At 70.5% G+C, this 26,016-nt stretch carries 27 protein-coding genes; 10 read left to right on the plus strand and 17 right to left on the minus strand.

Annotated features, from left to right (window positions below):
• Positions 1-535: 535 nt before the first annotated feature.
• Both ACGF2Y_RS32450 and ACGF2Y_RS32455 read right to left on the minus strand, forming a co-directional pair.
• On the minus strand, positions 536-1,261 hold the full coding sequence (locus ACGF2Y_RS32450; protein WP_392954868.1) for a class I SAM-dependent methyltransferase: 726 nt from the start codon (positions 1,259-1,261) through the stop codon (positions 536-538).
• Positions 1,262-1,355: 94 nt separating this feature from the next.
• Complete coding sequence (locus ACGF2Y_RS32455; protein ID WP_392954870.1) at positions 1,356-1,964, minus strand: DNA-3-methyladenine glycosylase; 609 nt, start codon at positions 1,962-1,964, stop codon at positions 1,356-1,358.
• 200 nt (positions 1,965-2,164) lie between these two features.
• Between ACGF2Y_RS32455 and ACGF2Y_RS32460 the strand changes: the two genes are divergently transcribed.
• The 3 genes from ACGF2Y_RS32460 (at position 2,165) to ACGF2Y_RS32470 (ending at position 4,178) form a co-directional block, all read left to right on the plus strand.
• Complete coding sequence (locus ACGF2Y_RS32460) at positions 2,165-2,947, plus strand: sporulation protein (RefSeq protein ID WP_392954872.1); 783 nt, start codon at positions 2,165-2,167, stop codon at positions 2,945-2,947.
• A 46-nt stretch (positions 2,948-2,993) separates the two neighbouring features.
• Positions 2,994-3,530 carry a YbhB/YbcL family Raf kinase inhibitor-like protein gene (locus ACGF2Y_RS32465; RefSeq protein ID WP_392954874.1) on the plus strand — a complete coding sequence of 179 codons (537 nt, stop codon included), beginning with the start codon at positions 2,994-2,996 and terminating at the stop codon, positions 3,528-3,530.
• A gap of 138 nt (positions 3,531-3,668) precedes the next feature.
• Positions 3,669-4,178, plus strand: a complete 510-nt coding sequence (locus tag ACGF2Y_RS32470) for an HNH endonuclease (protein ID WP_392954876.1) — start codon at positions 3,669-3,671, stop codon at positions 4,176-4,178.
• Between the two features lie 71 nt (positions 4,179-4,249).
• On the opposite strand, the gene ACGF2Y_RS32475 is transcribed toward ACGF2Y_RS32470, so the two are convergent.
• The 4 genes from ACGF2Y_RS32475 to ACGF2Y_RS32490 all read right to left on the minus strand — a co-directional run bounded on the left by ACGF2Y_RS32475 (position 4,250) and on the right by ACGF2Y_RS32490 (position 7,622).
• Entirely contained in the window at positions 4,250-5,023 is a 774-nt protein-coding gene (locus ACGF2Y_RS32475) for a sulfite exporter TauE/SafE family protein (protein ID WP_392954878.1), read from the minus strand.
• A gap of 78 nt (positions 5,024-5,101) precedes the next feature.
• Complete coding sequence (locus ACGF2Y_RS32480; RefSeq protein WP_392954880.1) at positions 5,102-6,088, minus strand: SPFH domain-containing protein; 987 nt, start codon at positions 6,086-6,088, stop codon at positions 5,102-5,104.
• Positions 6,089-6,253: 165 nt separating this feature from the next.
• Complete coding sequence (locus ACGF2Y_RS32485) at positions 6,254-6,682, minus strand: NfeD family protein (protein ID WP_392954882.1); 429 nt, start codon at positions 6,680-6,682, stop codon at positions 6,254-6,256.
• Between the two features lie 142 nt (positions 6,683-6,824).
• Positions 6,825-7,622: an ABC transporter ATP-binding protein gene (locus tag ACGF2Y_RS32490; protein ID WP_392954884.1), complete on the minus strand. Its 798-nt coding sequence runs from the start codon at positions 7,620-7,622 to the stop codon at positions 6,825-6,827.
• Between the two features lie 134 nt (positions 7,623-7,756).
• On the opposite strand from ACGF2Y_RS32490, the gene ACGF2Y_RS32495 reads away from it, so the two are divergent.
• Complete coding sequence (locus ACGF2Y_RS32495) at positions 7,757-8,548, plus strand: hypothetical protein (RefSeq protein WP_392954886.1); 792 nt, start codon at positions 7,757-7,759, stop codon at positions 8,546-8,548.
• 486 nt (positions 8,549-9,034) lie between these two features.
• Here the strand turns inward: ACGF2Y_RS32495 and ACGF2Y_RS32500 are convergent, their stop codons facing one another.
• Both ACGF2Y_RS32500 and ACGF2Y_RS32505 read right to left on the minus strand, forming a co-directional pair.
• Complete coding sequence (locus tag ACGF2Y_RS32500; RefSeq protein WP_392954888.1) at positions 9,035-9,679, minus strand: response regulator; 645 nt, start codon at positions 9,677-9,679, stop codon at positions 9,035-9,037.
• Positions 9,672-10,817 carry a GAF domain-containing sensor histidine kinase gene (locus ACGF2Y_RS32505; RefSeq protein ID WP_392954890.1) on the minus strand — a complete coding sequence of 382 codons (1,146 nt, stop codon included), beginning with the start codon at positions 10,815-10,817 and terminating at the stop codon, positions 9,672-9,674. Before ACGF2Y_RS32505 ends, ACGF2Y_RS32500 begins: the two co-directional genes overlap by 8 nt.
• A gap of 243 nt (positions 10,818-11,060) precedes the next feature.
• Between ACGF2Y_RS32505 and ACGF2Y_RS32510 the strand changes: the two genes are divergently transcribed.
• The 3 genes from ACGF2Y_RS32510 (at position 11,061) to ACGF2Y_RS32520 (ending at position 14,385) form a co-directional block, all read left to right on the plus strand.
• A complete protein-coding gene (locus ACGF2Y_RS32510) occupies positions 11,061-11,777 on the plus strand; it encodes an SDR family NAD(P)-dependent oxidoreductase (protein WP_392954892.1) in 717 nt (238 codons plus the stop codon).
• Between the two features lie 350 nt (positions 11,778-12,127).
• Entirely contained in the window at positions 12,128-13,273 is a 1,146-nt protein-coding gene (locus tag ACGF2Y_RS32515; RefSeq protein ID WP_392954967.1) for an S-adenosylmethionine:tRNA ribosyltransferase-isomerase, read from the plus strand.
• 272 nt (positions 13,274-13,545) lie between these two features.
• On the plus strand, positions 13,546-14,385 hold the full coding sequence (locus tag ACGF2Y_RS32520) for a transglycosylase SLT domain-containing protein (RefSeq protein ID WP_392954894.1): 840 nt from the start codon (positions 13,546-13,548) through the stop codon (positions 14,383-14,385).
• Between the two features lie 135 nt (positions 14,386-14,520).
• On the opposite strand, the gene ACGF2Y_RS32525 is transcribed toward ACGF2Y_RS32520, so the two are convergent.
• A complete protein-coding gene (locus ACGF2Y_RS32525) occupies positions 14,521-17,136 on the minus strand; it encodes an FHA domain-containing protein (protein WP_392954896.1) in 2,616 nt (871 codons plus the stop codon).
• A gap of 423 nt (positions 17,137-17,559) precedes the next feature.
• Here ACGF2Y_RS32525 and serB point away from each other — a divergent pair, with 423 nt between their 5' ends.
• Positions 17,560-18,864 (plus strand): phosphoserine phosphatase SerB, encoded by a 1,305-nt coding sequence (gene serB / locus ACGF2Y_RS32530; RefSeq protein ID WP_392954898.1) that lies wholly within the window; start codon positions 17,560-17,562, stop codon positions 18,862-18,864.
• Between the two features lie 166 nt (positions 18,865-19,030).
• Here the strand turns inward: serB and ACGF2Y_RS32535 are convergent, their stop codons facing one another.
• Complete coding sequence (locus ACGF2Y_RS32535) at positions 19,031-19,549, minus strand: SixA phosphatase family protein (protein ID WP_392954900.1); 519 nt, start codon at positions 19,547-19,549, stop codon at positions 19,031-19,033.
• A gap of 92 nt (positions 19,550-19,641) precedes the next feature.
• Complete coding sequence (locus ACGF2Y_RS32540; RefSeq protein WP_392954902.1) at positions 19,642-19,848, minus strand: hypothetical protein; 207 nt, start codon at positions 19,846-19,848, stop codon at positions 19,642-19,644.
• Between the two features lie 127 nt (positions 19,849-19,975).
• Here ACGF2Y_RS32540 and ACGF2Y_RS32545 point away from each other — a divergent pair.
• Positions 19,976-20,922 (plus strand): IS5 family transposase gene (locus ACGF2Y_RS32545; RefSeq protein ID WP_392954904.1). Its coding sequence is split into 2 segments (ribosomal slippage): positions 19,976-20,324 and positions 20,324-20,922, totalling 948 coding nucleotides; the frame shifts between segments, so codons are not numbered across the junction.
• Here the strand turns inward: ACGF2Y_RS32545 and ACGF2Y_RS32550 are convergent.
• From ACGF2Y_RS32550 to ACGF2Y_RS32560, 3 genes are all read right to left on the minus strand, one after another.
• Positions 20,871-21,257, minus strand: coding sequence for a hypothetical protein (locus ACGF2Y_RS32550; RefSeq protein WP_392954906.1), 387 nt, complete (start codon positions 21,255-21,257; stop codon positions 20,871-20,873). The genes ACGF2Y_RS32545 and ACGF2Y_RS32550 overlap by 52 nt on opposite strands.
• A gap of 228 nt (positions 21,258-21,485) precedes the next feature.
• Positions 21,486-21,602: an SGM_5486 family transporter-associated protein gene (locus tag ACGF2Y_RS32555; RefSeq protein WP_007446146.1), complete on the minus strand. Its 117-nt coding sequence runs from the start codon at positions 21,600-21,602 to the stop codon at positions 21,486-21,488.
• 17 nt (positions 21,603-21,619) lie between these two features.
• A complete protein-coding gene (locus tag ACGF2Y_RS32560) occupies positions 21,620-22,975 on the minus strand; it encodes a CynX/NimT family MFS transporter (RefSeq protein ID WP_392954908.1) in 1,356 nt (451 codons plus the stop codon).
• 128 nt (positions 22,976-23,103) lie between these two features.
• On the opposite strand from ACGF2Y_RS32560, the gene ACGF2Y_RS32565 reads away from it, so the two are divergent.
• Positions 23,104-23,778 (plus strand): FadR/GntR family transcriptional regulator, encoded by a 675-nt coding sequence (locus ACGF2Y_RS32565; RefSeq protein ID WP_392954910.1) that lies wholly within the window; start codon positions 23,104-23,106, stop codon positions 23,776-23,778.
• Between the two features lie 133 nt (positions 23,779-23,911).
• Here ACGF2Y_RS32565 and ACGF2Y_RS32570 read toward each other — a convergent pair whose 3' ends face one another.
• The 3 genes from ACGF2Y_RS32570 to fabG form a co-directional block, all read right to left on the minus strand.
• A complete protein-coding gene (locus tag ACGF2Y_RS32570; protein ID WP_392954912.1) occupies positions 23,912-24,283 on the minus strand; it encodes a hypothetical protein in 372 nt (123 codons plus the stop codon).
• A 186-nt stretch (positions 24,284-24,469) separates the two neighbouring features.
• Entirely contained in the window at positions 24,470-25,237 is a 768-nt protein-coding gene (gene fabI / locus ACGF2Y_RS32575; RefSeq protein WP_392954913.1) for an enoyl-ACP reductase FabI, read from the minus strand.
• 5 nt (positions 25,238-25,242) lie between these two features.
• The gene (gene fabG / locus ACGF2Y_RS32580; RefSeq protein ID WP_392954914.1) at positions 25,243-25,962 is read right to left on the minus strand and encodes a 3-oxoacyl-[acyl-carrier-protein] reductase; all 720 of its coding nucleotides are present in this window, start codon (positions 25,960-25,962) and stop codon (positions 25,243-25,245) included.
• Positions 25,963-26,016: the final 54 nt, after the last annotated feature.

Raw genomic sequence — 26,016 nt, forward strand, 5'->3', positions numbered from 1 at the left:
GCTTCCCTTCGTTTTCCTGCTGTGTCCTGCTGTCTTGCGTTTCCGACTCTATCAGACTCTTTCGTGTCCGATTCCCGGCCGAAGCGGGTCAAGCATTTCTCGCTTTCCAGGTCCTCCGCTTTCGCGTTTTCCCTTTCCGGCGGTTCCAACCTTACCAGACTCTTATTCGTTCCGTTTCCGGTCCGAATTCGATTTCCGGTGGCCTGTGGAGTGGCCTTGCCTTTCGGCGTGTTCACTACGTTAGCCGATTCTCTTGGCAGCTCATAATCGAGCCGATGGGACGAATTACGGGCATGCCGAATTCGCACCCGCCAGGGTGAGTCGTAGGTAGTGGTTTGGCTGCTTCGAGTAGCTCGGTCCGGCCCGATGGGCTGTGCCGAGAGCTGTACCCGTGTCAAGCGGCTCGGACTACGTTAGGCGTCCGTCGAGGGTGCGTCAAGTTTCCTCCTGGTCACACTGCGCCAGGGTCGTTGTCCTGTGCCGGGGAACCTTGAGTGCGCGTCATCGAGGTCCGGGTGGCGGGCATCACCGACGATCATGGACGTCGCGCCAGGAAGACGAACTCCCTTCCTGGACGGTCGGGCGCGTCGCGAACGTCATCCACCACGTACCCCTGCGCGACCAGATCCTGCTCGACTTCCTCCCGCTCGCGGAAACGCAGGGTCGAATCCGACGTCAGCACCTGTCCGTCCGCTGCGAACCCGTAGGTCCAGCGGAACGTCACCAGAGGCCGGTTCACCTCGATCAGCTCGACCCAGCTCTCGACGGAGCCGACGCCGGGGATCTCCGTCACCCGGTAGGAGTTCTCGCGGGTCCATTCCTCCCAGGCGCGCCTGGCCGGATCGCGCGTCTCGAAGACCAGGTGCCCGCCGGGCCGCAGCGCCTCGTAGGCCGCCAGTAGCGTCATCTGCCACGTCTGCGGATCAGCGATGGCCTGGGCGACATTCGCTGTCATCGTCGCGAGGTCGACCCGCAGCGGCGGGAGGTCTGTCGCGTCACCGCAGATCCAGCGCACTCGCTCACTGCCCGGTTTGGACCGGGCGACATCGATGGACGCCGGCGCGGGATCCACACCGACGACCTCGATCCCGCGGTCGGCCAGGAGAAGTGCGAACACCCCGGTGCCGCAGCCGATGTCCAGCACTCGGCGTGCCTCGAACTCCTCTCCGATCCGGAGGTAGGCATCGAGATCACCGCGGTCGGGGTCGAGCGGATCGTAGATCGCGGCGAGCCGTGGATGCGCGAAGCAGTCGTCAGCCATGCGGTCGAACGTAAACAGAGCTGGGTCCGAACAGCTACCGGGTTTCGCTGCCGGTTCTCACGATGGCGCGGTTTCTCTCAAGGCGCGCAGCGGCTCAGGCTCCGGCGGGTTTGGCTCGCGGGCTCAGCCGGTATGCGGAGACCGTCGGGTCGCCGGCGAGATAGAACCGGTGCTGCCAGTCGTGGGCCCTGCTCACGCCTACCCGAGGACCGACCTGGATGCGCGCGCCGGGCACCGGCTCGCCCTCGGACAGCATGACCGAGGTGCCCGTCAGGAGGTCTGCGCCGTTGTGTTCCGCCGTGATGCCGAGTGCTTGGCAGAAGTTCCCCGGGCCCCGGGCAAGGCGTGGACTCTCGACCTTCTCCCCTCGCCGCTCGCGGGCCAGGTCTTCGCCCTCGATGACCCTGCCGGCCCGGATGAGGACGGCCGAGGCGATGCCGTCCGTCCCGGTGACGACGTTGGCGCACCAGTGGAGACCGTGGGACCGGTAGACGTACAGGTGCCCCGCGGGTCCGAACATGACGGCGTTACGGGGCGTCCGGCCTCGGTAGGCGTGGGAAGCCGGGTCGGCCGTACCGGAGTACGCCTCGGTCTCCGTGATGGCGATGCTCACGGTTCCCTCGGTGCTCTCGCAGGTGAGGACGCTCCCGAGGAGCCTGGGGGCGACCTCTTCGGCAGGATGGGCGAGGCGGTCGACGTTCACGCTGACCGCCTCGACATGCCGTGCATGCGGCCCAGGAGGTCGGGGGCGACTTGCGTTGCGGAGCGGTCGAAGAAGTCGCGCGTCAGCGGGGTGCGGTCGGGGCCCTTGGTCATGACGACCGAGGGTACCGGGATCGCCCGGACGGGAACCGGCTACCGTCATGGCGCGTATCTAGGGGTCAGGACCAAGAAGGAGTGACTATGGGCTTCAAGCGGCTGCTCGCGAGCATGGGTGCCGGCGGTGCCTCGGTGGAGACCGAGCTCACCGAGGTCAACGTCGTCCCCGGTGGGGTCGTCCAGGGCGAGGTGCGGATCCAGGGCGGGTCGGTCGCGCAGCAGATCGAGGGGCTGTCCGTCGGTCTGCAGGCGCGGGTCGAGGTCGAGAGCGGGGACCAGGAGACCAAGCAGGACATCGAGTTCACCAAGCTGCGGCTCGGGGGCGCGTTCGAGGTGCAGGCGGGCGCGGTGCACGTGGTGCCGTTCGGCCTGGAGATTCCCTGGGAGACGCCGGTCACGATGTTCGGCGGCCGGCAGCTGCGCGGGATGAACATCGGGGTGTCCACCGAGCTGGAGATCGCCCGCGCGCTGGACTCCGGTGACCTGGACCCGATCAACGTGCACCCGCTGCCGGCGCAGGAGGCCATCCTGAACGCCTTCGGGCAACTGGGCTTCGGCTTCCGCAGCGCGGACATGGAGCGGGGTCACATCCGCGGTACGCGTCAGCGGCTGCCGTTCTACCAGGAGATCGAGTTCGTCCCGCCGACGCAGTACCGCGGGCTGAACCAGGTGGAGCTGACCTTCGTCACCGACGACCGCGAGATGGACGTCATCCTGGAGATGGACAAGAAGCCGGGACTGTTCAGCGAGGGCAGCGACTCCTACCGCGCGTTCCAGGTGGGGCTGCACGACTTCCAGCAGACCGACTGGGCGGCGTACCTCAACCAGTGGCTGGCCCAGGTCGGCGGACAGCGCAACTGGCTCTAGGGTCGGGTGGGAAGGCAGACGAACCGATCAAGGAGAGGTGCGAGACGTGACCGAGCCGAAGAGGGCCCCGCTGCCGCACGACTTCCACCCGGAGGTTCCGGCGTTCACCGTGGTGAGCGACGATCTCGCGCCGGGGGCCGTGCTGGGCGATGCCCAGGTGCTTGCGGGCGGGAACACTTCGCCGCAGCTGCGGTGGGAGGGCTTCCCCGAGGGGACCAAGAGCTTCGCCGTGACGTGTTTCGACCCGGATGCCCCGACGGGCAGCGGGTTCTGGCACTGGGTGCTCTTCGATGTCCCGGCCTCGGTGACGGAGCTTCCGGCCGGTGCGGGCAGCGGAACGTTCGATGGGCTGCCCGAAGGGGCCGTCCAGGCCCGTAACGACTACGGCTCCAAGGACTTCGGGGGCGCCGCGCCGCCGCCCGGGGAGAATCACCGCTATGTGTTCACCGTGTACGCGGTGGACACCGAGAAGCTCGGGATCGACAGCGATGTCTCTCCCGCGGTGGCCGGGTTCAATCTCCGGTTCCACACGCTGGGGCGTGCTCGGCTGATCGGTGAGTACGAGGCTCCCGCCGGCGATTAGTTCGTTTGCTGTTTGCCCTGCTCTGGTCTTGGAGAGATCAGAGCAGGGCATTTTTTATTGCGTTGTCCATCGCGGCCTGCCCAGCCAGAGTTGATCCGGGCCTGCCAGGGGGCGGGCGGCACACGGGAGGTGGGCAGGATGCGTGACACGCTGGTTCTCAACGCGAGCTTCGAGCCGCTGTCGACAGTGACGCTCAACCGTGCGGTGGTCCTGATCCTGACGGACAAGGCCGTCGTCGAGCAGTCGCATCCCGAGCTCCGTATGCGTGGTGCCGCCGTGGACATCGCGGCGCCCCGGGTGATCAGGCTCTGCCGGTACGTACGGGTGCCGTTCCGAAGACAGGCGCCGTGGTCCAGAAGGGGTGTGCTGATCCGGGACCAGCACCGGTGCGCGTACTGCGGGCGGCGGGCGTCCACCGTCGACCATGTGGTGCCGCGCGCCCAGGGCGGGCAGGACACCTGGCTGAACACGGTGGCCTCCTGCGCCGAGGACAATCACCGCAAGGCCGCCCGGACGCCGGCGCAGGCGGGGATGCCGCTGCTGAAGCAGCCGTTCGTCCCCTCCCCCGCAGAGGCGATGCTGCTGGCGATGGGGGCCGGCGACCGCTCGGCGCTGCCCGAGTGGCTGGACCGGGCGGCGGCCGCGTAGAGCGGTGGCGTACGTGACGTACGCCTGGTGGGGTATCCGTGGGCCCGTCCCCGGGGGCGGGCCCACGTGTGTCAGCGGAGCAGCAGTTGGACGATGGCCACCGTGCCGACGGCCACGATGAGGGCGCGCAGGACGGTGGGACTCAGGCGGCGCCCGACCTTGGCGCCTATCTGGCCGCCGATGGCCGAGCCGACCGCGATGAGGACGACGGCCGTCCAGTCGAAGTGGGCGACGAAGAGGAAGAACAGGGCGGCGATGGTGTTGACCACGGCGGCCAGGACGTTCTTGACGGCGTTGAGGCGCTGCATCGTGTCGTCGAGGAGCATGCCCATCAGGGAGAGGTAGATGATCCCCTGGGCGGCGGTGAAGTAGCCGCCGTAGACGCTGGCGAGCATCAGGCCGGTGAAGAGGAGCGGTCCGCCGTCGGCGCGGGGCGGGGCGCCGGTGTGTTCGCGGCGGCGCTGGACGGCTTTGCTGATGCGTGGTTGCAGGATCACCAGGACGAGCGCCAGGGCGACCAGGACCGGGACGATCGTTTCGAAGGCCGTGGAGGGCAGGGCGAGCAGCAGGATCGCTCCGCAGAGGCCGCCGACCGCCGCTCCGGCGCTCAGTTTGAGGATGCGTCGGCGCTGTCCGGCGAGTTCCTTGCGGTAGCCGATGGCCCCGCTGATGGAGCCGGGGATGAGGCCCAGGGCGTTGGACACGGTCGCGGTGACCGGCGGGAGGCCGGTGGCGAGCAGGACGGGGAAGGTGATCAGGGTGCCCGAGCCGACGATCGTGTTGATCGTGCCGGCTCCGACTCCGGCCGTGAAGACGGCGAGTATTTCCCAGATGGACAAGGCCATCTCCTTCGATGGTCAGTGATGCCTCCCCGCCATGAAGGTCGAGGGGCCTCACTGATCATGCACGAAGGGGCTTCCGAGTCAGGAGACGGGGGGTTCCTCGCGCCGTTCCACCGCGGGGGCACCGGAGTTGCCGCCGCCGCTGTTGCCGTTTCCGTTGCCGCCGTTGCCGCCGGTGTTGAAGCCGGGCATGCCGCCGCCGTGGTTCCCGAAGGCTCCGCTGAGGCCCTTGAGGGCGTCGCCGATCTCGCTGGGCACGATCCAGAGCTTGTTGGCGTCGCCCTCGGCGATCTTCGGAAGCATCTGGAGGTACTGGTACGAGAGGAGCTTCTGGTCCGGGTCTCCGGCGTGAATGGCCTCGAAGACCGTGCGGACGGCCTGGGCTTCGCCTTCGGCGCGCAGGGCGGCGGCCTTGGACTCACCCTCGGCGCGCAGGATCGCGGACTGCTTCTCGCCCTCGGCGGTGAGGATCTGGGACTGCCGGATGCCCTCGGCGGTGAGGATCGCGGCGCGCTTGTCGCGGTCGGCGCGCATCTGCTTCTCCATCGAGTCCTGGATGGAGGTCGGCGGCTCGATCGCCTTGAGTTCGACACGGTTGACGCGGATGCCCCACTTGCCGGTCGCCTCGTCGAGGACTCCGCGCAGGGCCGCGTTGATCTCCTCACGGGAGGTGAGGGTCCGTTCCAGGTCCATGCCGCCGATGATGTTGCGGAGGGTGGTGACGGTGAGCTGCTCGATCGCCTGGATGTAGCTGGCGACTTCGTAGGTCGCGGCGCGGGCGTCGGTCACCTGGTAGTAGATGACGGTGTCGATGTTGACGACCAGGTTGTCCTGGGTGATCACCGGCTGCGGCGGGAAGGGCACCACTTGTTCACGGAGGTCGATCCGGTTGCGGATCGAGTCGATGAACGGGACGACGATGTTCAGGCCCGCGTTCAGGGTGCGGGTGTAGCGGCCGAACCGCTCCACGATGGCGGCGCTGGCCTGCGGGATGACCTGAATCGTCTTGATCAGGGCGATGAAGACGAGCACCACCAGAATGATCAGAACGATGATGATCGGTTGCATCGTGTCTCTCGTGCCCTTCGGTTGGCCGGTGGATCGCGGTGATCGGGGCCGGTCCTCATGTACGGCCGGTGGTCGGCGAGTTGTGGGCCGGGCCGGGTTCTCATGATGATCGGCATGATCGACTTCGAGTCTGGCAGACCGCGGCCCGCCCCGTGCGCGCTTCGGTCACATGACGACGGCCGTCGCTCCGTCGATGTCCACGACATCGACCTGGCTGCCGGGCTCGAAGACCTGGTCGGCGTCGAGCGAGCGGGCCGACCAGACCTCACCGGCGAGCTTGATCCGGCCGCCGGAGGCCGATACCCGTTCCAGAACGTCCGCCTGACGGCCCTTCAGGGCGTCGATGCCGCTGGCGTGCCCGGTCTGCCCGGCCCGGTGTCTGGCGGCGATCGGGCGCACGACGGCGATCAGCCCGACCGAGACCAGGACGAAGACCAGTACCTGGGCGACGATTCCGCCGCCCAGGGCGGCGACAGCCGATGCGGCCACCGCCCCGACGGCGAACAGCCCGAACTCGGGCATCGCGGTCAGGACCAGGGGGATGCCCAGTCCCACCGCGCCGATCAGCCACCACACCCATGCGTCGATGTCCACATGGTCATCGTAGGACTGTCGGAGCGTCACCGACAGGGCGCACGGGTGGCCAACTGCGGTGAGCGGCCTGTCGATCACGGTACGACGGTCCGCTGCGGCGCTCGGTCGGGCCACGGGACGAGCGGGGGCCCCGGCGGGGCCGTCAGGACAGCGGCAGTCCGTGCGCGGTGTAGCGGTCGCCGGTGTGCTCGACGATGAGCGGCAGGCCGAAGCAGCGGGAGAGGTTGCGGGAGCTGAGCTCGGTCTCCATGGGGCCGGCCGCGAGGATCTTGCCCTGGCGGATCATCAGGACGTGGGTGAACCCGGGTGCGATCTCCTCGACATGGTGGGTGACCATGATCATGGAGGGGGCGAACGGGTCGCGGGCGAGGCGGCCGAGGCGGCGGACGAGGTCCTCGCGCCCGCCGAGGTCGAGTCCGGCGGCGGGCTCGTCCAGGAGCAGCAGTTCGGGGTCGGTCATCATGGCGCGGGCGATCAGGGTGCGCTTGCGCTCCCCCTCGGAGAGCGTGCCGAACTTGCGGTCCAGGTACTCGGTCATGCCGAGGCGGTCGAGGAAGGCGCGGGCGCGCTCCTCGTCGACGGCCTCGTAGTTCTCGTGCCAGGTGGCGGTCATGCCGTACGCGGCGGTGAGGACCGTCTGCAGCACCGTCTGGCGCTTGGGCAGCTTGTCGGCCATCGCGATGCCCGCCATGCCGATCCGGGGGCGCAGCTCGAAGACGTCGGTGCCGACGCCGCCCAGCTGCTCACCGAGGACGGTGGCCGTTCCCCTGCTGGGGAAGAGGTAGCTGGAGGCGAGGTTGAGGAGGGTCGTCTTGCCGGCCCCGTTGGGGCCCAGGATGACCCAGCGCTCCCCCTCCTTGACCGACCAGGAGACGTCGTCCACCAGAGCGCGTCCGTCGCGGACCACGGATACGTCCACCAGCTCCAGTACATCGCTCATGAGCGCGTTGTCTCCCCATGCAGTCTCGTCGATCGTCGCGTGCCGGTGGGCACGGCTCCCAGGGAAAACCTACGCCACCGTGCGAGTGCCCCGGGCGTGAGGGCCGATCCCCGGCCGTTGCCTAGGCTGTCGGCATGCTTGTCGAACCACGTTCAGGGTTGTTGGCCGCCTGGGGAAACGCACTTCTGGCGGGACTCGTCTCGCCGGACGAGGCGGCCCTCGCGATTGTCGGACAGGACGCGGTGCACCGCGTCGAGGGGCTGCCGGGTGAGGCGGGGCCGGTCGGGCTCACGCTGGCGCTCGGCCGGCTGAGGGGTCTGAGGGCGACCGGTTTCCGGGTCGCACTGCCGGTGCCGGGGCATCCGCTGGGGCTGAGCGGCCCGCCCGACTTCAACGCGCGGGCGCTGGAGGCGGAGGAGGCGGTGATCGCGTACGGGGTGCCGTACGGGCTGGTGCCCGAGGTGAGCGAAGTGGGGCCGGAGGGGGATCTGCACGTCGAGGTGGTGTGGCGGGTGCTGCCGGTACGGGCGGCGCCGCCCGCGGACGTGCCCTCGCTGGGCGAGGCGGAGCGGGAGCTGGCGGAGGCGTTGCGGGATGCGACGGCGGTGCTGTCGCGGCTGGACGTGGCCGGTTCCGGGCCGGTGGCGGAGGCGGCGGTGGACGAGTACCGGGCGCGGGCGGAACGGGGGCGGGGGCGCGATGTGCTGGCGCCCGGGTATCCGCCGCGGGCGGCGCGGGTGCTGGAGATGGCGCAGCGGGTGGGGCTGCTGGTCTCGGTGGCGTACGCGAACGGGCACGGCGGTGCGGTGAGCGCGTCGGAGATCGCGGCGCGGGGGGAGGCGTTGCGGCCGGTGGAGCGGGTGGCTCGGCGGGCTCAGGTGGCGGCGTACAACGCGTATGTGGAGGGCGGGGAGGTTCGGCGGTAGGCCCGCGGGCCTTTGTCCTCAAGCGCCGGACGGGCTGGGTTGCCGGCCCGTGGCGGGGCTGATGGGCTCGGGATCCCCTTGGTGAGGGGTCCGTCCTCGAACGCCGGACGGGCTGGGGAGTGGCCGGACCGGCTGGAGTGGTGCGCCGGGCCGAGCGGAGGCGGGTGCGGCGGAAGCCGGGCGGGCCCTTGGGGGTGGGAGGGGCGTCCGGCTTTCGGGAGGGGGCTTGGCTCAGTGGTTGAGGCCGGGGCTGCCGAAGGCCGGGGTTGCCGAAGGCCGGGTTGAGCACGCCCACCACGCTGCCCGTGTTCGCCGGGACGGCGACGGGAAGCCGCACGAGGTTAGCCGCCGACGCCCGGGAGTGGGTGGCCGGGCCGTGGACGTCGGCGCCGCTGTGGCCGGAGGCGGAGGCGGCACCGGTTCACCGGCTCCGGCTCCGGCTCCGGCTCCGGCTCCGGAGGACGGGAACCCGCCGTGGTGCCGACGTCAGCCCGCCGCTCCATGACGTACCGCCCAGAGCGCGGCCTGCGTCCGGTCGGACAGGTCGAGCTTCATCAGGATGTTCGACACATGGGTCTTGACCGTCTTCTCGGAGAGGACGAGCGCACGGGCGATCTCGCGGTTGGAACGACCGTCCGCGATGAGGCCGAGGACTTCGCGTTCCCGCTCGGTGAGCGTGCTCCCCCGCCCCGTGCCGGTGCCCGCGTCCTCCTGGGCCAGCAGCGCGCCCGCGACCTCCGGCTGGAGGAGTACGTGGCCGGCGTGGACCGAGCGGATCGCCCCGGCCAGGGCGTCCGGGTCGACGTCCTTGTAGACGTAACCGGAGGCTCCGGCGCGCAGGGCGGGGACCACCGTGCGCTGTTCGGTGAAGCTGGTGACGATGAGGACCTTCGCGGGGTTGTCGAGCTCCCGCAGGAGGCGCAGGGCCTCGATGCCGTCGGTGCCGGGCATCTTGATGTCCATCAGCACGACGTCGGGGCGGAGCTCCTCGGTCCGGGCCACGCCCTCCGCTCCGTCGGACGCCTCACCGACGACCTCTATGTCCTCCTGGATCTCCAGGAACGTACGCAGTCCGCGGCGGACCACCTGATGGTCGTCGACCAGCAGCACCCTGATGATCTTGTCAGCCACCGGGGACCTCCATCTCGATCGTGGCGCCCTTGCCGGGCTCCGAGGCAACGGTGAGTCGGCCGCCGACGCTGCTCGCCCGGTGGCGCATGGAGACGAGGCCGAGGTGGCGGCCCGCCCGCCGGACGGCGGTGGGGTCGAAGCCACACCCGTCGTCGGTGACGCGCAGGACGGTGGCGGTGCCGCGCCGGGCCAGGGTGACGCTCACACGCTCCGCGCCGGAGTGGCGCAGGGCGTTGTGGAGGGCCTCCTGGGCGACCCGGAGCAGTGCTTCCTCCTGGGCGGCGGGCAGCGCGCGCACGCCGCGGCTCTCGAAGGCGACCTCGGCGGTGTGCGCCCGGTCCAGGACCTGGATCTGGGTGCGGAGGGTGGCGATGAGCCCGTCCTCGTCGAGTGCCGCGGGGCGCAGTTCCACGACGGCGGCCCGCAGCTCGTCGACCGCCTCGGCGGCGAGGACGGCGACCTGCTGGAGCTCTCCCTTGGCGCGGACGGGGTCGCGGTCGACGAGGGCGCTGGCGGCCTGGGCGGTGAGGCGGAGCGAGAACAGTTTCTGGCTGACCGCGTCGTGCAGCTCGTGGGCCAGGCGGGAGCGCTCCTCGGCGATGGTCAGTTCGCGGCTGCGCTCGTAGAGGCGGGCGTTGGTGAGCGCGATGGCGGCGTGCTGGGCGAGGATCTGGAGCAGCTCCTCGTCCTCGGCGGTGAAGCCGCAGCCGCCCTCGGGCTTGGGGCACAGCTTGTTGGCGAGGAACAGGGCTCCGATGATCTCGTCGCCGTCCGTGATGGGCAGGCCGAGGAAGTCGGACATGTCGGGGTGGGCGTCGGGCCAGCCTCCGAAGCGGGGATCCTCGCGGACGTCGGCGAGGCGCTCGGGCTTCGCCTGGTGCAGCATCGCGGCGAGGATGCCGTGCTGGCGGGGCAGCGGGCCGATGGCCTTCCACTGTTCGTCGCTGACCCCGTCGACCACGAACTGGGCGAAGCCGCCGTGGTCGTCCGGGACGCCGAGGGCCGCGTACTGGGCGTCGAGCAGCTCGCGGGCGGAGGCGACGATCGTCTTCAGGACGTCGCCCACTTCGAGGTGCCGGCTCATGGCGAGCAGCGCGGCACTCACCGCGGCGAGGCCCGACGGTGGGCGATGACTCATGGGATCACCGTACCGGCGGAAACCGCGCGGTCGTATCGGGCCGGGGTCGGTGATGAGCGGACGGGGGTCTAGGTCCGGGCGGCGGGGGCCCTCGGCCGGAGGTCGTAGGACCACAGGGGACCTACGCCGAAGTACCGGGTACGGGTGCGGCTCCGGGGTGAGGCGCGGTGGGGTGCGGGCTTCCTACGTTGGGGGCACCGGGGTCTCCCGGTGGACGACGAGGGTACGAAGGGGACGGTCATCATGCCGGTCGCGATCATCACGGGTGGTTCGAAGGGGCTGGGGCGCGCGTTGGCGGGGGCGCTGGCCGGGCAGGGGTGGGACCTGGTGCTGGACGCCCGGACCGCCGGGGTGCTGGAGGACACGGCGAGGAAGCTGCGCGGGCGGTACGGGACGCGGGTGGTGGCGGTGCCGGGGGACGTCACGGACGCGGCGCACCGGGCGGACCTGGTGGCGGCCGCCGGGTCGCTGGGCGGACTCGACCTGCTGGTGAGCAATGCGAGCGTGCTGGGCGCGGAGCCGCTGGTCCGGCTGGACGCGCTGCCGCTGGAGGGGCTGCGGCGGGCGCTGGAGACGAATGTGGTGGCGGCGCTCGGTCTCGTACAGGAGGCGTTGCCGTCGCTGCGGGCCTCGGGGGCGGGTGCGGTGGTGATGATCAGCTCGGACGCGGCGGCGGAACCGTACCCGACGTGGGGCGGCTACGGGGCGTCGAAGGCGGCGCTGGACCAGCTGGCGGCGGTGCTGGGCGAGGAGGAGCCGGGGCTGCGGGTGTGGGCCGTCGACCCGGGTGACATGGCGACGGATCTGTACGCCGCGGCGGTCCCGGAGGAGGCGGACGAGCCTCGGCCGTCGCCGGAGAGCGTGGCGCCCGCGTTCCTGCGGCTGGTACGGGAGCGGCCGGCCAGTGGACGGTTCGCCGCCCAGGCGCTGCTGGCCGGGCCGGGCGGGGGCCCTCGGTGACGGCGCGGGGGCGGGGGCCGGGCGGGGTGCGGACGGACGGGCGGCGCTCGGGCCGGCCATGGGCGGACGACGCGCGGACCGACGGGCCGGAGCCGGGCGGGACCGCTTCGGGCGGGGCGGACCCGGGCGAGGCGGAGCCGGACGGGCCGGAGCGGAACGAGGTACGGACAGCCTCGCCCGGCTCCGGCGGAGCGCGGGCAGCCTCGCCACGCCCCGGCGGAGCGCGGACAGACGAACCGTCCCCGGGCGGAGCGCGGGCAGACGCCCCGGACCCCGGCGCGGTGGAAGCGGACGGGAGCCGGACCGACCGGACCTCGCATCGGTGGGGCGGGGCCGGCGGCCCAGCCGCCCTGGAGGCCTTGCGGGTGCCGGACGTCCTGTCGGCCCGGGTGCCCGCCGAGCAGCGGGGTGCTGGGCGGGACGACGTACGGCTGCTGGTGTCGCGGGGGCGGGCGGTCTCGCACCGTGCGTTCCGGGAGCTGCCCGCGCAGCTGCGGGGCGGGGACGTGCTGGTGGTGAACACGTCGATGACGTTGCCCGCCGCCGTGAACGGGCGGGTGGGCGGGGAGCGGGTTGTCGTGCACTTCTCGACGCGGGGTGCGGACGGGCGGTGGGCGGTGGAGCTGCGGGCTCCCGGCCGGGCGGGGGTCACCGGGCCCCGGCCGGGCGGTCCTGCGGGGGCGGTGGTGCGGCTGCCGGGCGGTAACGCCCTGGTGCTGGAGGAGCCGCTCGGGCCCGCGGCGGGGGCCCGGTTGTGGTGGGCGCGGGTGCCGGAGCCAGTGCCGGAGCAGGTGCAGGTGCCGGAGTCGGAGCCGGTGCCTGCGCCGGTGCCGGAGCTGTTGCGGCGGTACGGGCGGCCGATCCGGTACGGGTACACGGAGCGGGACCAGCCGCTGGCGGCGTATCAAACGGTGTTCGCGGCGCCGTCGCCGGACGGGAGCGGTTCGGCGGAGATGCCGAGTGCGGCACGGCCCTTCACAGCCGCGCTGGTGGCGGAGCTGGTGCGCCGGGGGGTGCTGTTCGCACCGCTGTCCCTGCATACGGGGGTGTCCTCGGCGGAGGCGCACGAACCGCCGTACCCGGAGCGGTTCTCGGTGCCGGCGGCGACGGCGTGGCTGGTGAACGCCGTACGGGCGGCGCGGGGTGAGGACCGTGCGGCGGGCGGGCGGGTGATCGCGGTCGGGACGACGGCCGTGCGGGCGCTGGAGTCGGCGGCGGGGGCGGACGGGGTGGTGCGGCCGGCGTCGGGGTGGACGGATCTGGTGGTGACGCCGGGACGGGGCGTGCGCGTGGTGGACGGGCTGCTGACCGGGCTGCACGAGCCGGAGGCCTCGCATCTGCTGATGCTGGAGGCGGTGGCGGGTCGCGAGGCGCTGCGCCGGGGGTACGAGGCGGCGCTCCAGGAGCGGTACCTCTGGCACGAGTTCGGGGACGTCCACCTCATCCTGCCGGATGAGGAACGTAACGCTCCGGATTGCTCCAGCAACGAATGGTGAGACTGTTACGTCGCCGATGTGAGCCCGGGCATAGGACCCACGTCACTTACGAACGTACCTAGTGGGCCCATAAGAGCCATTTGAGCAGGCGTGAGCGGGGGTCATTTCGGGCGAACCGGCCTCCGCTCCACTATCTGGCTTCGTACGTCACATCGTTGCCTCAGAATTTTGCTGCCGCTAAGAATTGCTCTCGTCCCCAACGGAGGTACGCATCGCCGCCTCCGGTCTCGTCCTCCGTGAGGACACCTGAGCATTCGAAGAGGTATCCCTGCATGTCCGCGTCTCGCATTCCCCGCCGTGTCCGTCGTCTGAACAAGGTCCAGAGGATCTCCGTGGCCGGTGTGTCGGCCCTGGGCGTCGCCGCCCTGACCTTCTCGCTCGTCCCGTCGAACACCGAGCCCGAGATCTCCCCGCAGGCAGCGGCTGCCGCCGCGCCCGTGGCCTTCGCCGCCGGCTCCGCGCAGGCCAAGACCGTGCAGAACAGCATGATCGAGCAGCACTCCACCGCCGAGAAGCTGGTGAAGGCCGCCGACGCCGCGAAGGCGAGGGCCGCCGCCGCGAACAAGGCCGCCGCCGCGAAGGCCGAGGCCGCGTCCGAGGCGAAGGCCAAGGCCGCCGCGGACGCCAAGGCGAAGGCGAAGGCCGCCGCCGACGCGAAGGCCAAGGCCGCCGCCGACGCGAAGGCCAAGGCCGCCGCCGACGCGAAGGCCAAGGCCGCCAAGGCCAAGGCGGACGCGAAGAAGCGCGACACCGAGGCCGCGAACCGCTCCACCGCGCGCACGCCCGTCTACGCCAACAACCTGGACGGCTGGATCCGCGAGGCCATGTCGATCATGAAGAAGGAAGGCATCCCCGGCTCCTACGAGGGGATCCACCGCAACATCATCCGGGAGTCCAGCGGTAACCGCTGGGCCATCAACAACTGGGACATCAACGCCCGGAACGGCGTCCCGTCCAAGGGTCTGCTCCAGGTGATCCAGCCGACCTTCGACCGCTACCACGTGGCGGGCACCAAGAAGGACCTGTACGACCCGGTCGCCAACATCGTCGCCGCCTGCAACTACGCGGCCGACCGCTACGGCTCCATGGACAACGTGAACGGCGCGTACTGAGCCAAGTCGTCCAGCCGAGCCCAGCCGTCCTGCCGAGCAAGCCGTCCTGCTGAGCCAAGCCGTGCACATGCCGGAGGCCGGCACCCCGTGGGGTGCCGGCCTCCGGCGTCGCTCTGTCAGGGCGGACCCCGGACCCTACTTGCGCATGACCTCGGGCTCGTGGCGGCGCAGCAGGCGTGCGACCACGACGCCGCAGATCACGCCGAGCGCGAGCAGGACGGTGATGTTGATGCCCCACTGGCTCGCGGTGTGCTCCCACAGCGGGTCGAGATCGGTGGGGTTCTTCGGGTCCCACGGCGGCATCAGGTGCGCCAGGTCCAGCGTGGTGCCGGCCGCGGCCATCGCCCAGCGGGACGGCATCAGCCAGGCGAACTGTTCCAGGCCGGGCGATCCGTACACCTGGAAGAGCACGCCGGTGAAGACGACCTGGATGATCGCGAACATGACCAGCAGCGGCATGGTCTTCTCAGCGGTCTTCACCAGCGAGGAGATGACCAGGCCGAACATCATCGAGGTGAAGCCCAGCACGATGATCGAGAGACAGATCTCGACGGCCGGGGGCATGATCAGGCCCTCCGCCGGCAGATCGCGGGTGGCGAAGCCGATGCCGCAGATGATCACGCCCTGGAAGGCGGTGATCACGCCGAGGACGATCACCTTGGACATCAGGTACGCGGATCGGGACAGGCCGGTGGCCCGCTCCCGTTCGTAGATGACCCGTTCCTTGATCAGCTCTCGTACGGAGTTGGCGGCGCCGGAGAAGCACATGCCGACCGCGAGGATCAGCATGATCGTTCCGGCCTTGCCGTTGAACCGGGACGGCGGGTCGGGCTCGGCGAGACCGAACTCCGCCGGGATGACCACGCTGACCACGCCCAGCACGGCGGGCAGGATCAGCATCAGGCCCATGAAACCCTTGTCGGACGCGATGACGGAGGAGTATCTCCGGATCAGCGTCCACAGCTGCGCCATCCAGCCCTGCGGCTTCGGCGGGCGCATCTGCTGCGGGGGCGGCATGTTGACCGGCTGGGCCGCGACCGCGTCGATGTCGGCGGCGTACATCTGGTAATGCTGCGAACCGCGCCAGCGGCCCGCCCAGTCGTAGTCGCGGTAGTTCTCGAAGGCGGAGAAGACGTCGGCCCAGCTGGTGTAGCCGAAGAAGTTCAGCGCTTCCTCCGGCGGACCGAAGTAGGCGACGGAACCGCCGGGCGCCATCACGAGGAGCTTGTCGCAGATCGCCAGCTCGGCGACCGAGTGCGTGACCACGAGCACCGTACGGCCGTCGTCGGCGAGGCCGCGCAGCAGCTGCATGACATCGCGGTCCATGCCCGGGTCGAGGCCGGAGGTCGGCTCGTCCAGGAAGATCAGCGAGGGCTTGGTGAGCAGCTCCAGGGCGACCGAGACGCGCTTGCGCTGGCCGCCGGAGAGCGAGGTGATCTTCTTGTCCTTGTGGATGTCGAGCTTGAGTTCGGCGAGGACCTCGGTGATCCGGGACTGGCGCTCGGCCTCGGTGGTGTCCGCGGGGAAGCGGAGCTTGGCCGCGTACTTGAGGGCCTTGGTGACGGTCAGTTCCTTGTGCAGGATGTCGTCCTGCGGGACCAGACCGATGCGCTGGCGCAGCTCGGCGAACTGCTTGTACAGGTTTCGGTTGTCGTAGAGGACGTCACCCTGGTTGGCGGGCCGGTAGCCGGTGAGCGCCTTGAGCAGGGTGGACTTTCCGGAGCCGGAGGGGCCGATGACCGCGATCAGCGACTTCTCCGGAACGCCGAAGGAGACGTCCTTGAGGATCTGCTTCCCGCCGTCGACCGTCACCGTGAGGTGGCGGGCGGAGAAGGAGACCTCACCGGTGTCGACGAACTCTTCCAGCCGGTCCCCGACCAGCCGGAACGTCGAGTGGCCGACGCCGACGATGTCGTTCGGGCCGATGAGCGCCGAGCCGGACTTCTGGAGCGGCAGACCGTTGACGTACGTGCCGTTGTGCGAGCCGAGGTCGCGGATCTCGAAGCGGCCGTCGGGCGTCGCGTGGAACTCGGCATGGTTGCGGGAGACCTGGAGGTCGGAGACGACCAGCTCGTTCTCCAGCGCACGGCCGATGCGCATGACCCGGCCGAGGGCCAGCTGGTGGAACGTGGTCGGGCTGCGGTCACCGTAGACCGGCGGCGCCCCCGCGGCACCGCCCTGTCCCGGTCCGGCCGGATGCCCGGGGCCCTGCTGGTGCGGCACCCTCTGGTGCGGGGCCTGCTGCTGGGGCGCCTGCTGGTGCGGGGCCTGCGGCTGCTGCCAGGCCTGCTGCTGGGCAGGCGCATGCTGCTGGGCCGGGGCCTGGTGCGCGGGTGCCTGCTGTCCGTGCTGCCAGCCCGCGCCGCCGCCCTGGGGCTGCTGGTGGGGCTGCTGCACCGGAGCCTGCTGGACTCCGGCCGCCTGACCGCCGACGGCACCGGCGCCCGCGGCGGGACCGAGGCTCACCCGGGGCCCGTCGGTGGCGTTGCCCAGGTGCAGCACCGAGCCGGGGCCGATTTCCACCTGTTGGATCCGTTGACCCTGCGTATAGGTGCCGTTGGTGCTGCCGTGGTCCTCGATGGACCAACTGCGGCCGTTCCAGCTGATCGTGGCATGCCGCCACGACACTCTGGCGTCGTCGATCGTCAGGTCGCCCTGCGGATCACGTCCCAGGGTGTACGACCTGGACGGATCGAGCGTCCAGGTGCTGCCATTCAATTCCAGTACGAGTTCCGGCACTCCGCGCCCCACTAGTTGTCCCCCGTGTTACCCCCGTCGCAGGGAGTCTAGGGATGCTGAACATCGTGGGGAACTATTCCAGGAGCAGTCCCCGATCCGAAAGTCGGGCGGGTGAAGAGCGCGCGGAGACCTGCGCGAAGCCCCCGGTACCGGGGGCGAAACGGGAGCGTAACGGAAGAAGTCCTGATGAAGGTCTGATTACCACCCAGAGAACGTTCAGCGACTTCACAACGGTATATACGGGACACCCGGTGCGGCCGGGCGCAAGACCCGTACCGGCCAGATCCGCGACTCCTCGCGTACCCGGGCCCGGACCACCGCCCGGCATCGGGGGCGATGTCGTACGCGGTACCGGGGGTGGCACCGGAGCGATTCCGTCCGGCACTCGGGACGGGCGGCCGGAGGAGGGGACGGGACCGATACGGTGGGAGCACCATGAGCGCATCTCAGCCACCTCAGCCCCTCTCGTCCCCTGAGCCCTCTGAGCCGTCTGAGCCCCCTGAGCCCCGTCGGGTCGACGGGACCGGCGACGGGATCCCTCCGGGCGGCGACGCACCCACGCTTCTCGTCAAGATCTTCGGCAAGGACCGTCCGGGCATCACCGCCGGACTCTTCGACACCCTCGCCGCGTACTCGGTCGACGTCGTGGACATCGAGCAGGTCGTCACGCGGGGCCGCATCGTGCTGTGCGCCCTGGTCACCGCGCCCACCGCGGGCGGAACGACCGAGGGCGATCTGCGGGCGACCGTGCACAGTTGGTCCGACTCCCTGAAGCTGCAGGCCGAGATCATCTCCGGCATCGGCGACAACCGCCCCCGCGGTGACGGCCGCTCCCATGTGACGGTGCTGGGACACCCGCTCACCGCGGAGTCGACCGCCGCCATAGCGGCCACCATCACCTCGACCGGCGGGAACATCGACCGTATCTTCCGGCTGGCGAAGTACCCGGTCACCGCCGTCGAGTTCGCGGTGTCGGGCACCGGGACCGGGGAGCTGCGGACCGCGCTGGCGACCGAGGCCGCGCAGATCGGCGTGGACGTCGCGGTGGTCTCGGCCGGGCTGAGCCGGCGGGCCCAGCGGCTGGTGGTCATGGACGTCGACTCCACGCTGATCCAGGACGAGGTGATCGAGCTCTTCGCGGCGCACGCGGGCTGCGAGGCCGAGGTCGCCCAGGTGACCGAGCAGGCGATGCGCGGCGAGCTGGACTTCGAGCAGTCGCTGCACGCCCGCGTGGCGCTGCTGGCCGGTCTGGACGCCTCGGTGGTGGACAAGGTCCGCACCGAGGTACGGCTCACCCCCGGCGCCCGCACCCTGATCCGTACGCTGAAGCGGCTCGGCTACCAGGTCGGCGTCGTCTCCGGCGGCTTCACCCAGGTCACGGACGACCTGAAGGAGCAGCTCGGCCTCGACTTCGCCTCGGCCAACACCCTGGAGGTGGTGGACGGCAAGTTCACCGGCCGGGTCGTCGGCGAGGTGGTGGACCGGGCGGGCAAGGCACGGCTGCTGCGGAGCTTCGCCGAGCAGGCGGGGGTGCCGCTGGCGCAGACGGTGGCGATCGGGGACGGGGCGAACGATCTCGACATGCTGAACACCGCCGGGCTCGGCGTCGCTTTCAACGCCAAGCCGATGGTCCGCGAGGCGGCGCACACCGCGGTGAACGTGCCGTTCCTGGACACCGTGCTCTATCTGCTCGGTATCACCCGTGAAGAGGTCGAGGCGGCGGACGGTCTCGTCGACTGAAGGCCCCGAGCCGCCCGAGCCGCCCCGGGCCACCGGTTTCGGCCGCCCGGAGCCCCGCCCCGGGCCACCGGTTTCGGAGGCGTACGCGGGAAGGCCCCAGCACGGGAGATGCAGGAGATGTGCCGGGGCCTGACGCGTTCACGTGGTCAGCGGTACGGGAGCCCGCTCAGTCGTTCGGCGTCCAGTACTCGGTGAGCTTGCCCGCCCCGTGCTCCACGCTCTTCCAGGAGCCGGGGAACTCCACCACGGCGTAGGCGGCCGTGGGGAAGCCGTCCCGGGTCATCCGGGCCAGGGTGTCGCCCTCGGCCGAGCCGGACAGGGCGTCGGCGGCCCCGTGCATCCCGGGGTTGTGGCCGATGACCAGGAGGTTGCGCACCTCGTCCGGAGTTTCGTTGAAGAGGGCGATCAGTTCACCGAGGGAGGCCTCGTACAGCCTCTCCTCGTAGACGGTCCGGGGTCGCTGGGAGAATTCATGGACCGCCAGCTTCCAGGTCTCCCGCGTCCTGACGGCACTGGAGCAGAGGGCCAGATCGAATGCGATGCCGGAATCGGCGAGCCTGCGGCCGGCCACGGGCGCGTCCTTGCGGCCGCGCTCGGCCAGCGGGCGCTCATGATCGGAAGCCTGTGACCATTCCGCCTTGGCATGCCGGAGAAGGACGATCCTGCGAGGTGTCTCGACGCTCATACACCTCAGCTTCGCATGAAATGCGGCCTCGGGCGCAGGGTGTTGACGTGCTCGTCCGGGGAGTTGACGCGCTGGTCCGGGGCGGCTTCGCCTCAGCGGGACAGCAGCTGGAGGGTGTGCTCGATCAACTGTCCGAGCGCGGGGTCGCCGGTGGCGGCCCGAGCCTGTCCGGGGCTGAGGATCATCAGCAGCAGAGCGGCGAACGCGACGGCGGGCAGGGCGACGGCCCACCAGGGCAGCCGGATCTCGACGCCGTCCGCGGCCCGTCGGTGGGGCCTGGTGTGCGTCGGTGTCGGCATGTCCGCCTCCGTTGGGTCATCGGTCGTTACCGAAGAACCTACGGAGTGGGAACGGTCGGTCCCATCCGGTGACCCACCCACTTCACCCTGACCCTGGCCCCCTAGGGCTTGTCTGATAATTGATCTTGTGACAGGTCGAGGCGAGCTGACGGATGCGGCGTGGGAGCGCATAGAGCCGATGCTTCCGGGCTCGGACGGGTGCGGGCGGCCGTGGCGGGATCACCGGCAGGTGATCAACGGAGTGCTCTGGCGACTGCGGACGGGTGCTCCGTGGCGTGATCTGCCGGAACGATATGGACCGTGGCAAACGGTCTACGAGCGATTCGCCCGCTGGGATGCGGATGGCACTTGGGCGAAGCTGCTGGAGCAGGTCCAGGTATGTGATGACGCGGTGGGCACGGTGGAGTGGACGGTTTCGGTGGACTCCACGATCAACCGCGCCCACCAGCATGCGGCCGGCGCCCGTAAAAAGGGGAGGCCAACGGGGACAAACTGGAAGACCCGGGACGCTCGGCGGAACGGCAGGCCCTCGGCCGGTCCCGGGGCGGGCTGACCACCAAGGTTCACTTGGCGGTTGACGGCCGCGGCCTGCCGCTGTCGCTCGTGCTCACCCCCGGCAACACCAACGACTCCACCGTGTTTGAGGCGGCACTGGACGCCATCCGCGTCCCGCGCACCGGGCGGGGACGACCGCGCACCCGCCCGGATCGGGTCCTCGGCGACAAGGCGTATTCGTCCCGGGCGATCCGCGCCTGGTGCAGGCGTCGTGGCATCGCCGCTACGATCCCTGAACGCTCTGACCAGGTCGCCAACCGGCTCCGTCGGGGTTCCCGAGGCGGCCGACCGCCCGCCTTCGACGCGGAAGCGTACAAGCATCGCAACGTCGTCGAGAGGTGCTTCAGCCGGCTCAAGCAGTTCCGCGCGATAGCAACCCGCTTCGACAAGCTCGCGGACCGATATCAGGCCGGGCTCCGCCTCGCCTCGCTGATCCTCTGGCTCCGCGAGCCTGCGTCGGCAGGCGCTCAGCGCCCGGGAGCCAGGACGGTCAGCACACCCGATGAGATTCCCAGCTGACCCAACCGGGACAGAAGGGCTGCTTCCTGTTCCTGGGTTACCTCAACCCACAGGGACGTTCCCGAGTCGCTGGCGCTGAAAACCTGCTGGCCGTCCCGCCAGCCTTCCGCGTGGATCGTGTAGGGAGCCAAGTCCGACAGCACCTTGAAGTGCCCGTCGTCTTGGACATCAAGGTCGACCCCCATCCCGGGGTCAGAGCGCCGGGAGCGGGTGCCGCTCACGACCTCCTCCCGAGCCAGTGACAAGGCACGTTCATGCGAGTCCAGGACTTCGGGCGGCCAGGCGTCATCGCTGTACGCATCGATGTGGGCTGCATCGATGCTCGAACGCAGCACGCGAAGAGCTTCGCGATGAACACGCACAACGTCCGCAGGGCGAACTCCGTCCGCGAGTACGAGCTCGCGGACCCGGGCGCCATTCTGACTGATCACATGCAGGACCCTCCCACAGGCAGCCAGCTGACTCCACCGAGAATTGCCTCCCCGACGTGATCATTATCAGACAGGCCCTAGGGGAAGGGGGGCTGGCCCCACCCCCCACGGGGTCCACCGGGTCCTCGGGCGTCAGGGCGAGGCGATCGTGGCGATCACACCGATGACGACGGTGATGAGGAGCATCGCCCCGAACACGAGGAGAAGCTTCTTCTGGCCGTTCTGGGGATTCGGATCGAGCACTGGCATGACGTCAGTGTCGCATCTCAGCACTCGTCCTCGATCGTCCGGTCCCGGCCCGCGAGGATCCCCGCCACCATCTGGGGAATCATGAGGCCCGCCATCAGGGCGATCGGCAGTCCCCAGCCGCCGCTGTGCTGGTAGAGCACGCCGACGAGCAGCGGGCCGGGGATCGAGAGCAGATAGCCGGTGGACTGGGCGAAGGCGGAGAGCCGGACCACGCCCGCGCCGGACCGTGCCCGCATGCCGATCATGGTGAGGGCGAGCGGGAAGGCGCAGTTGGCCACCCCGAGGAGCAGGGCCCAGGCCCAGGCTCCGGCGGCGGGGGCGAGGTAGAGGCCGCTGTAGCCGATCAGGCCGCACAGGCCGAGGACGACGACGATGGGGCCCTGGTGTGTGAGCCGGGAGGCGACCCGGGGGATGACGAAGGCGAGCGGGACGCCCATCGCCATGGTGACCGCGAGCAGGAGTCCGGCCGTGCCGGCGGAGACCCCGGCGTCGCGGAAGATCTGCGGCATCCAGCCCATGGTGATGTACGCGGCGGTGGCCTGGAGCCCGAAGAAGCAGGCGAGGCCCCAGGCGGTGCGGCTGCGGGTGATCCGGAGGGCCGGCGCGTCCACGGCTGACGTACCGGAGGCTGACGTACCGGAGACGGTCGAGCCGGAGACGACCGGACCGGAGGCGGGCGAGCCCGGAAGGGGTGCACCGGGGGGCGGGGTGCGATCGCGTACGAGGACGATCCAGGGCAGTACCGCGACGGCGGCGAGCACCGCCCAGACGACGAGACCCGTCCGCCAGTCGCCGCCCAGCGCCCCGGTGACGGGCACGGTGACGGCGGCGGCCAGGGCGGTGCCGAGGGCCAGGGCCATGGAGTAGAGACCGGTCATGGTGCCGACGCGGTCGGGGAACCAGCGCTTGACGATCACCGGCATCAGGATGTTGCTGACGGCGATGCCCATCAGCGCCAGCGCGCTGGCGGCCAGGAACCCGGCGGTGGAGCCGATGTACGGGCGGATGAGCAGGCCGGCCGCGATGGCGGCCATACCCGCGCAGACGACGGCGCCCGCGCCGAAGCGGCGGGCCAGGCGCGGCGCCATGACCCCGAAGACGGCGAAGCAGAGCGGCGGCACGGAGGTGAGGACGCCGGCCACGCTCCCGCTCATGTGCAGCCCCTCGCGGACCTCTTCGAGGAGGGCGCCGAGGCTGGTGATGGCGGGGCGGAGGTTCAGGGCGGCCAGGACGAGTCCTACGGCGATGAGGCGCAGCAGCCAGGGCGCGGGGGTCCCGTCCGTGCCGGGGAGCCGTCGGGCGGGGGGCTCGTGGGGGGTGCGCGCGGCGGGGCCGCGGTTCAGGGTCGGGGTCTGCGTCTCGTCGTCCGGCATGGAGCCATCATAGAATCATGGGATGATTGATTGTCCAATCCCGCGGGCACCCCGGGATCCCCCGGTGTCCCCCGGATTTCCTTGAGAGAATCCGGCCCGGACCTGACAGCTCACGAGCAAGGAGCACCATGGCGCTGACGTCTCCACGGCGTTCGGCACTCTCCGACCAGGTGATCGCCCAGTTGCGGAACCAGATCACCTCGGGCGAGTGGCCGGTCGGCTCGCGGATTCCGACCGAGCCCGAGCTGGTCGAGCAGCTCGGGGTGGCCCGTAACACCGTCCGCGAGGCCGTGCGGGCCCTCGCGCACAACGGGCTGCTGGACATCCGGCAGGGCTCCGGCACCTATGTGATCGCCACGAGCGAGCTGGCCGGGGTGATGCACCGCAGGTTCGCGACCGCCGATCCCCGTCATATCGCGGAGTTGCGCTCGACGCTGGAGTCGTCGGCGGCCCGGCTGGCCGCGGTCCGGCGTACCGAGCGGGATCTGCGGCAGCTCGACTCGCTGATGGCGCACCGGGAGGAGGCCTGGTCGTCGGGGGACGCGGAGGCGTTCGTGGCGGCGGACGCGACGCTGCACCTGGCGGTGGTCGCGGCCTCGCACAACGACGTCCTGACCGAGCTCTACGCCGACCTCGGGGATCTGCTGCGTGACTATCTGCGCGGCGATGTGGGCCCCGAGCTGCGGCCGGAGAACCATATGGACCACGGCCGGCTGGTCGAGGCGATCCGGGCCGGGGACGCGGAGACGGCGGCGGCCGAGGCGGCGAGCCACGCACTCACCTGCCTGACGGAACGCGCCTGACGGACCGGGCCCGGCGGACCCGGCCCGGCAGACCGAATCCAGGGGGTCCAGGGGTCTCCGGCGGCTCTTCCGTCACCGCCCCACCCGGCCCCACCGCGCTCACCCCGCCGCACTCGCCCCGCGCCGGAATCTCTCAGACCGGGGCGGGGTGGTGGCTGACCCAGGCCGTGGCGACCTCCTTCCAGCAGCGGTCCTCCAGCCGTACGGTCCGGCCGGGCTCCACCGCGACCGCCGCGCCGTCCGCGTCGACGTCCCACCAGCGGTCGCATTCGGTGTGCAGCCGGACCAGGTCGGTGGAGGGGTAGGGGTTGTGGCAGTACGCGACGACCCGGGAGCCCTCGATGGACGTACGGCATTCCGAGCCGGCCGGTTCGGGCTTCGGGGGCCCCTCTCCCGTACCGGAGTCGGCCCCCTTTGCGGCGTGGACCCCCATGAGTACGGCGAGGGCGGCGACGGCCACCGGAGCGGCCAGGAGGAGACGGGTTCGGCGGCGCGTGGGACGCATGGCGATCTCCCTCCCGCAGCCTGACAAGAAGTCCGGTTCCTCCCCATTCTGCGGTGGATCGGCCGAATTCTCGACCGGAACGGCAGCGGGCGGCCACGGACCGTGAACGGCCCCCGGCCGCCGACCGCCTCCGGGAACCGGGAGGGGGTCAGCGGCCGGGGGCCGTCCCGCAGGGGTGGCGCGCGGTCAGGCGCCGATCATGTGCACGCCGCTGTCGACGTGGATGATCTCGCCCGTCGTCCTCGGGAAGAAGTCGGAGAGCAGGGCCACGATGCTGCGGCCGGCCGGCTCCGGGTCGTTCATGTCCCAGGCGAGCGGAGCGCGGGTGTTCCAGACGTCGGCCAGCTCCTCGAAGCCCGGGATGGACTTGGCGGCCATGGAGCGGAGCGGTCCGGCGGAGATCAGGTTGCAGCGCAGCCCGTCCTTGCCCAGGTCACGGGCGAGGTAGCGGGAGGTGGCCTCCAGCGCGGCCTTGGCCGGGCCCATCCAGTCGTACTGCGGCCAGGCGTACTGGGCGTCGAAGGTGAGGCCGACGATCGAGCCGCCCTCGCTCATCAGCGGCTTGCAGGCCATGGCCAGCGACTTCAGGGAGAACGCCGAGACGTGCATCGCGGTGGCGACGGACTCGAACGGCGTGTTGAGGAAGTTGCCGCCGAGCGCGTCCTGCGGCGCGAAGCCGATGGAGTGGACGACGCCGTCCAGGGAGCCGAGCTCCTCGCGCACCAGGCCGGCCAGCCGGTCCAGGTGCTCCTGGTTGGTGACGTCCAGCTCGATGACCTTGACCGGCTTCGGCAGCTTCTTGGCGATGCGCTCGGTCAGGGTGGGGCGGGGGAAGGCCGTGAGGATGACCTCGGCCCCCTGCTCCTGGGCCACCTTCGCGGCGTGGAACGCGATGGACGACTCCATCAGCACCCCGGTGATGAGGATGCGCTTGCCGTCGAGAATTCCGCTCATGGTGATCAGTGACCCATGCCCAATCCGCCGTCAACGGGAATGACGGCTCCAGTGATGTACGACGCGTCGTCGGAGGCGAGGAAGCGCACCGCGGCGGCGATCTCCTCGGGCCGCGCGTAGCGGCCGAGCGGCACCTGGGACACGATGCCCTTGCGCTGCTCCTCGGTGAGCGCCTGGGTCATGTCGGTGTCGACAAAACCGGGGGCGACGACGTTGAAGGTGATGTTCCGCGAACCGAGTTCACGGGCCAGCGACCGGGCGAAGCCGACGAGCCCGGCCTTGGAGGCGGCGTAGTTGGCCTGGCCGGCCGAGCCGAGGAGGCCCACGACGGAGGAGATGAGGACGACGCGGCCCTTCTTGGCGCGCAGCATGGCGCGGTTGGCGCGCTTGACGACCCGGAAGGTGCCGGTGAGGTTGGTGTCGAGGACGGAGGTGAAGTCGTCCTCCGACATCCGCATCAGCAACTGGTCCTTGGTGATGCCGGCGTTGGCGACCAGCACCTCCACGGGACCGTGCTTCTCCTCGATCTCCTTGTAGGCCTGCTCCACCTGATCGACGTCCGTGATGTCGCAGCGGACCGCGAGGACACCGGCCTCGGTGAGCGCCCGGGGCGGCTCTCCGGAACGGTAGGTGATCGCGACCTGGTCGCCGTTGTCGGCGAAGGCGCGGGCGATGGCGAGGCCGATGCCCCGGTTTCCTCCGGTGACGAGAACCGAGCGGCTCAACGGATCACCCTTTCCTTGGCGGTCTGGTACGTCGAAAACCTATCGGTACCGTGC

Source organism: Streptomyces sp. NPDC048142 (genome assembly GCF_043202835.1).
Taxonomy (GTDB): Bacteria; Actinomycetota; Actinomycetes; order Streptomycetales; family Streptomycetaceae; genus Streptomyces.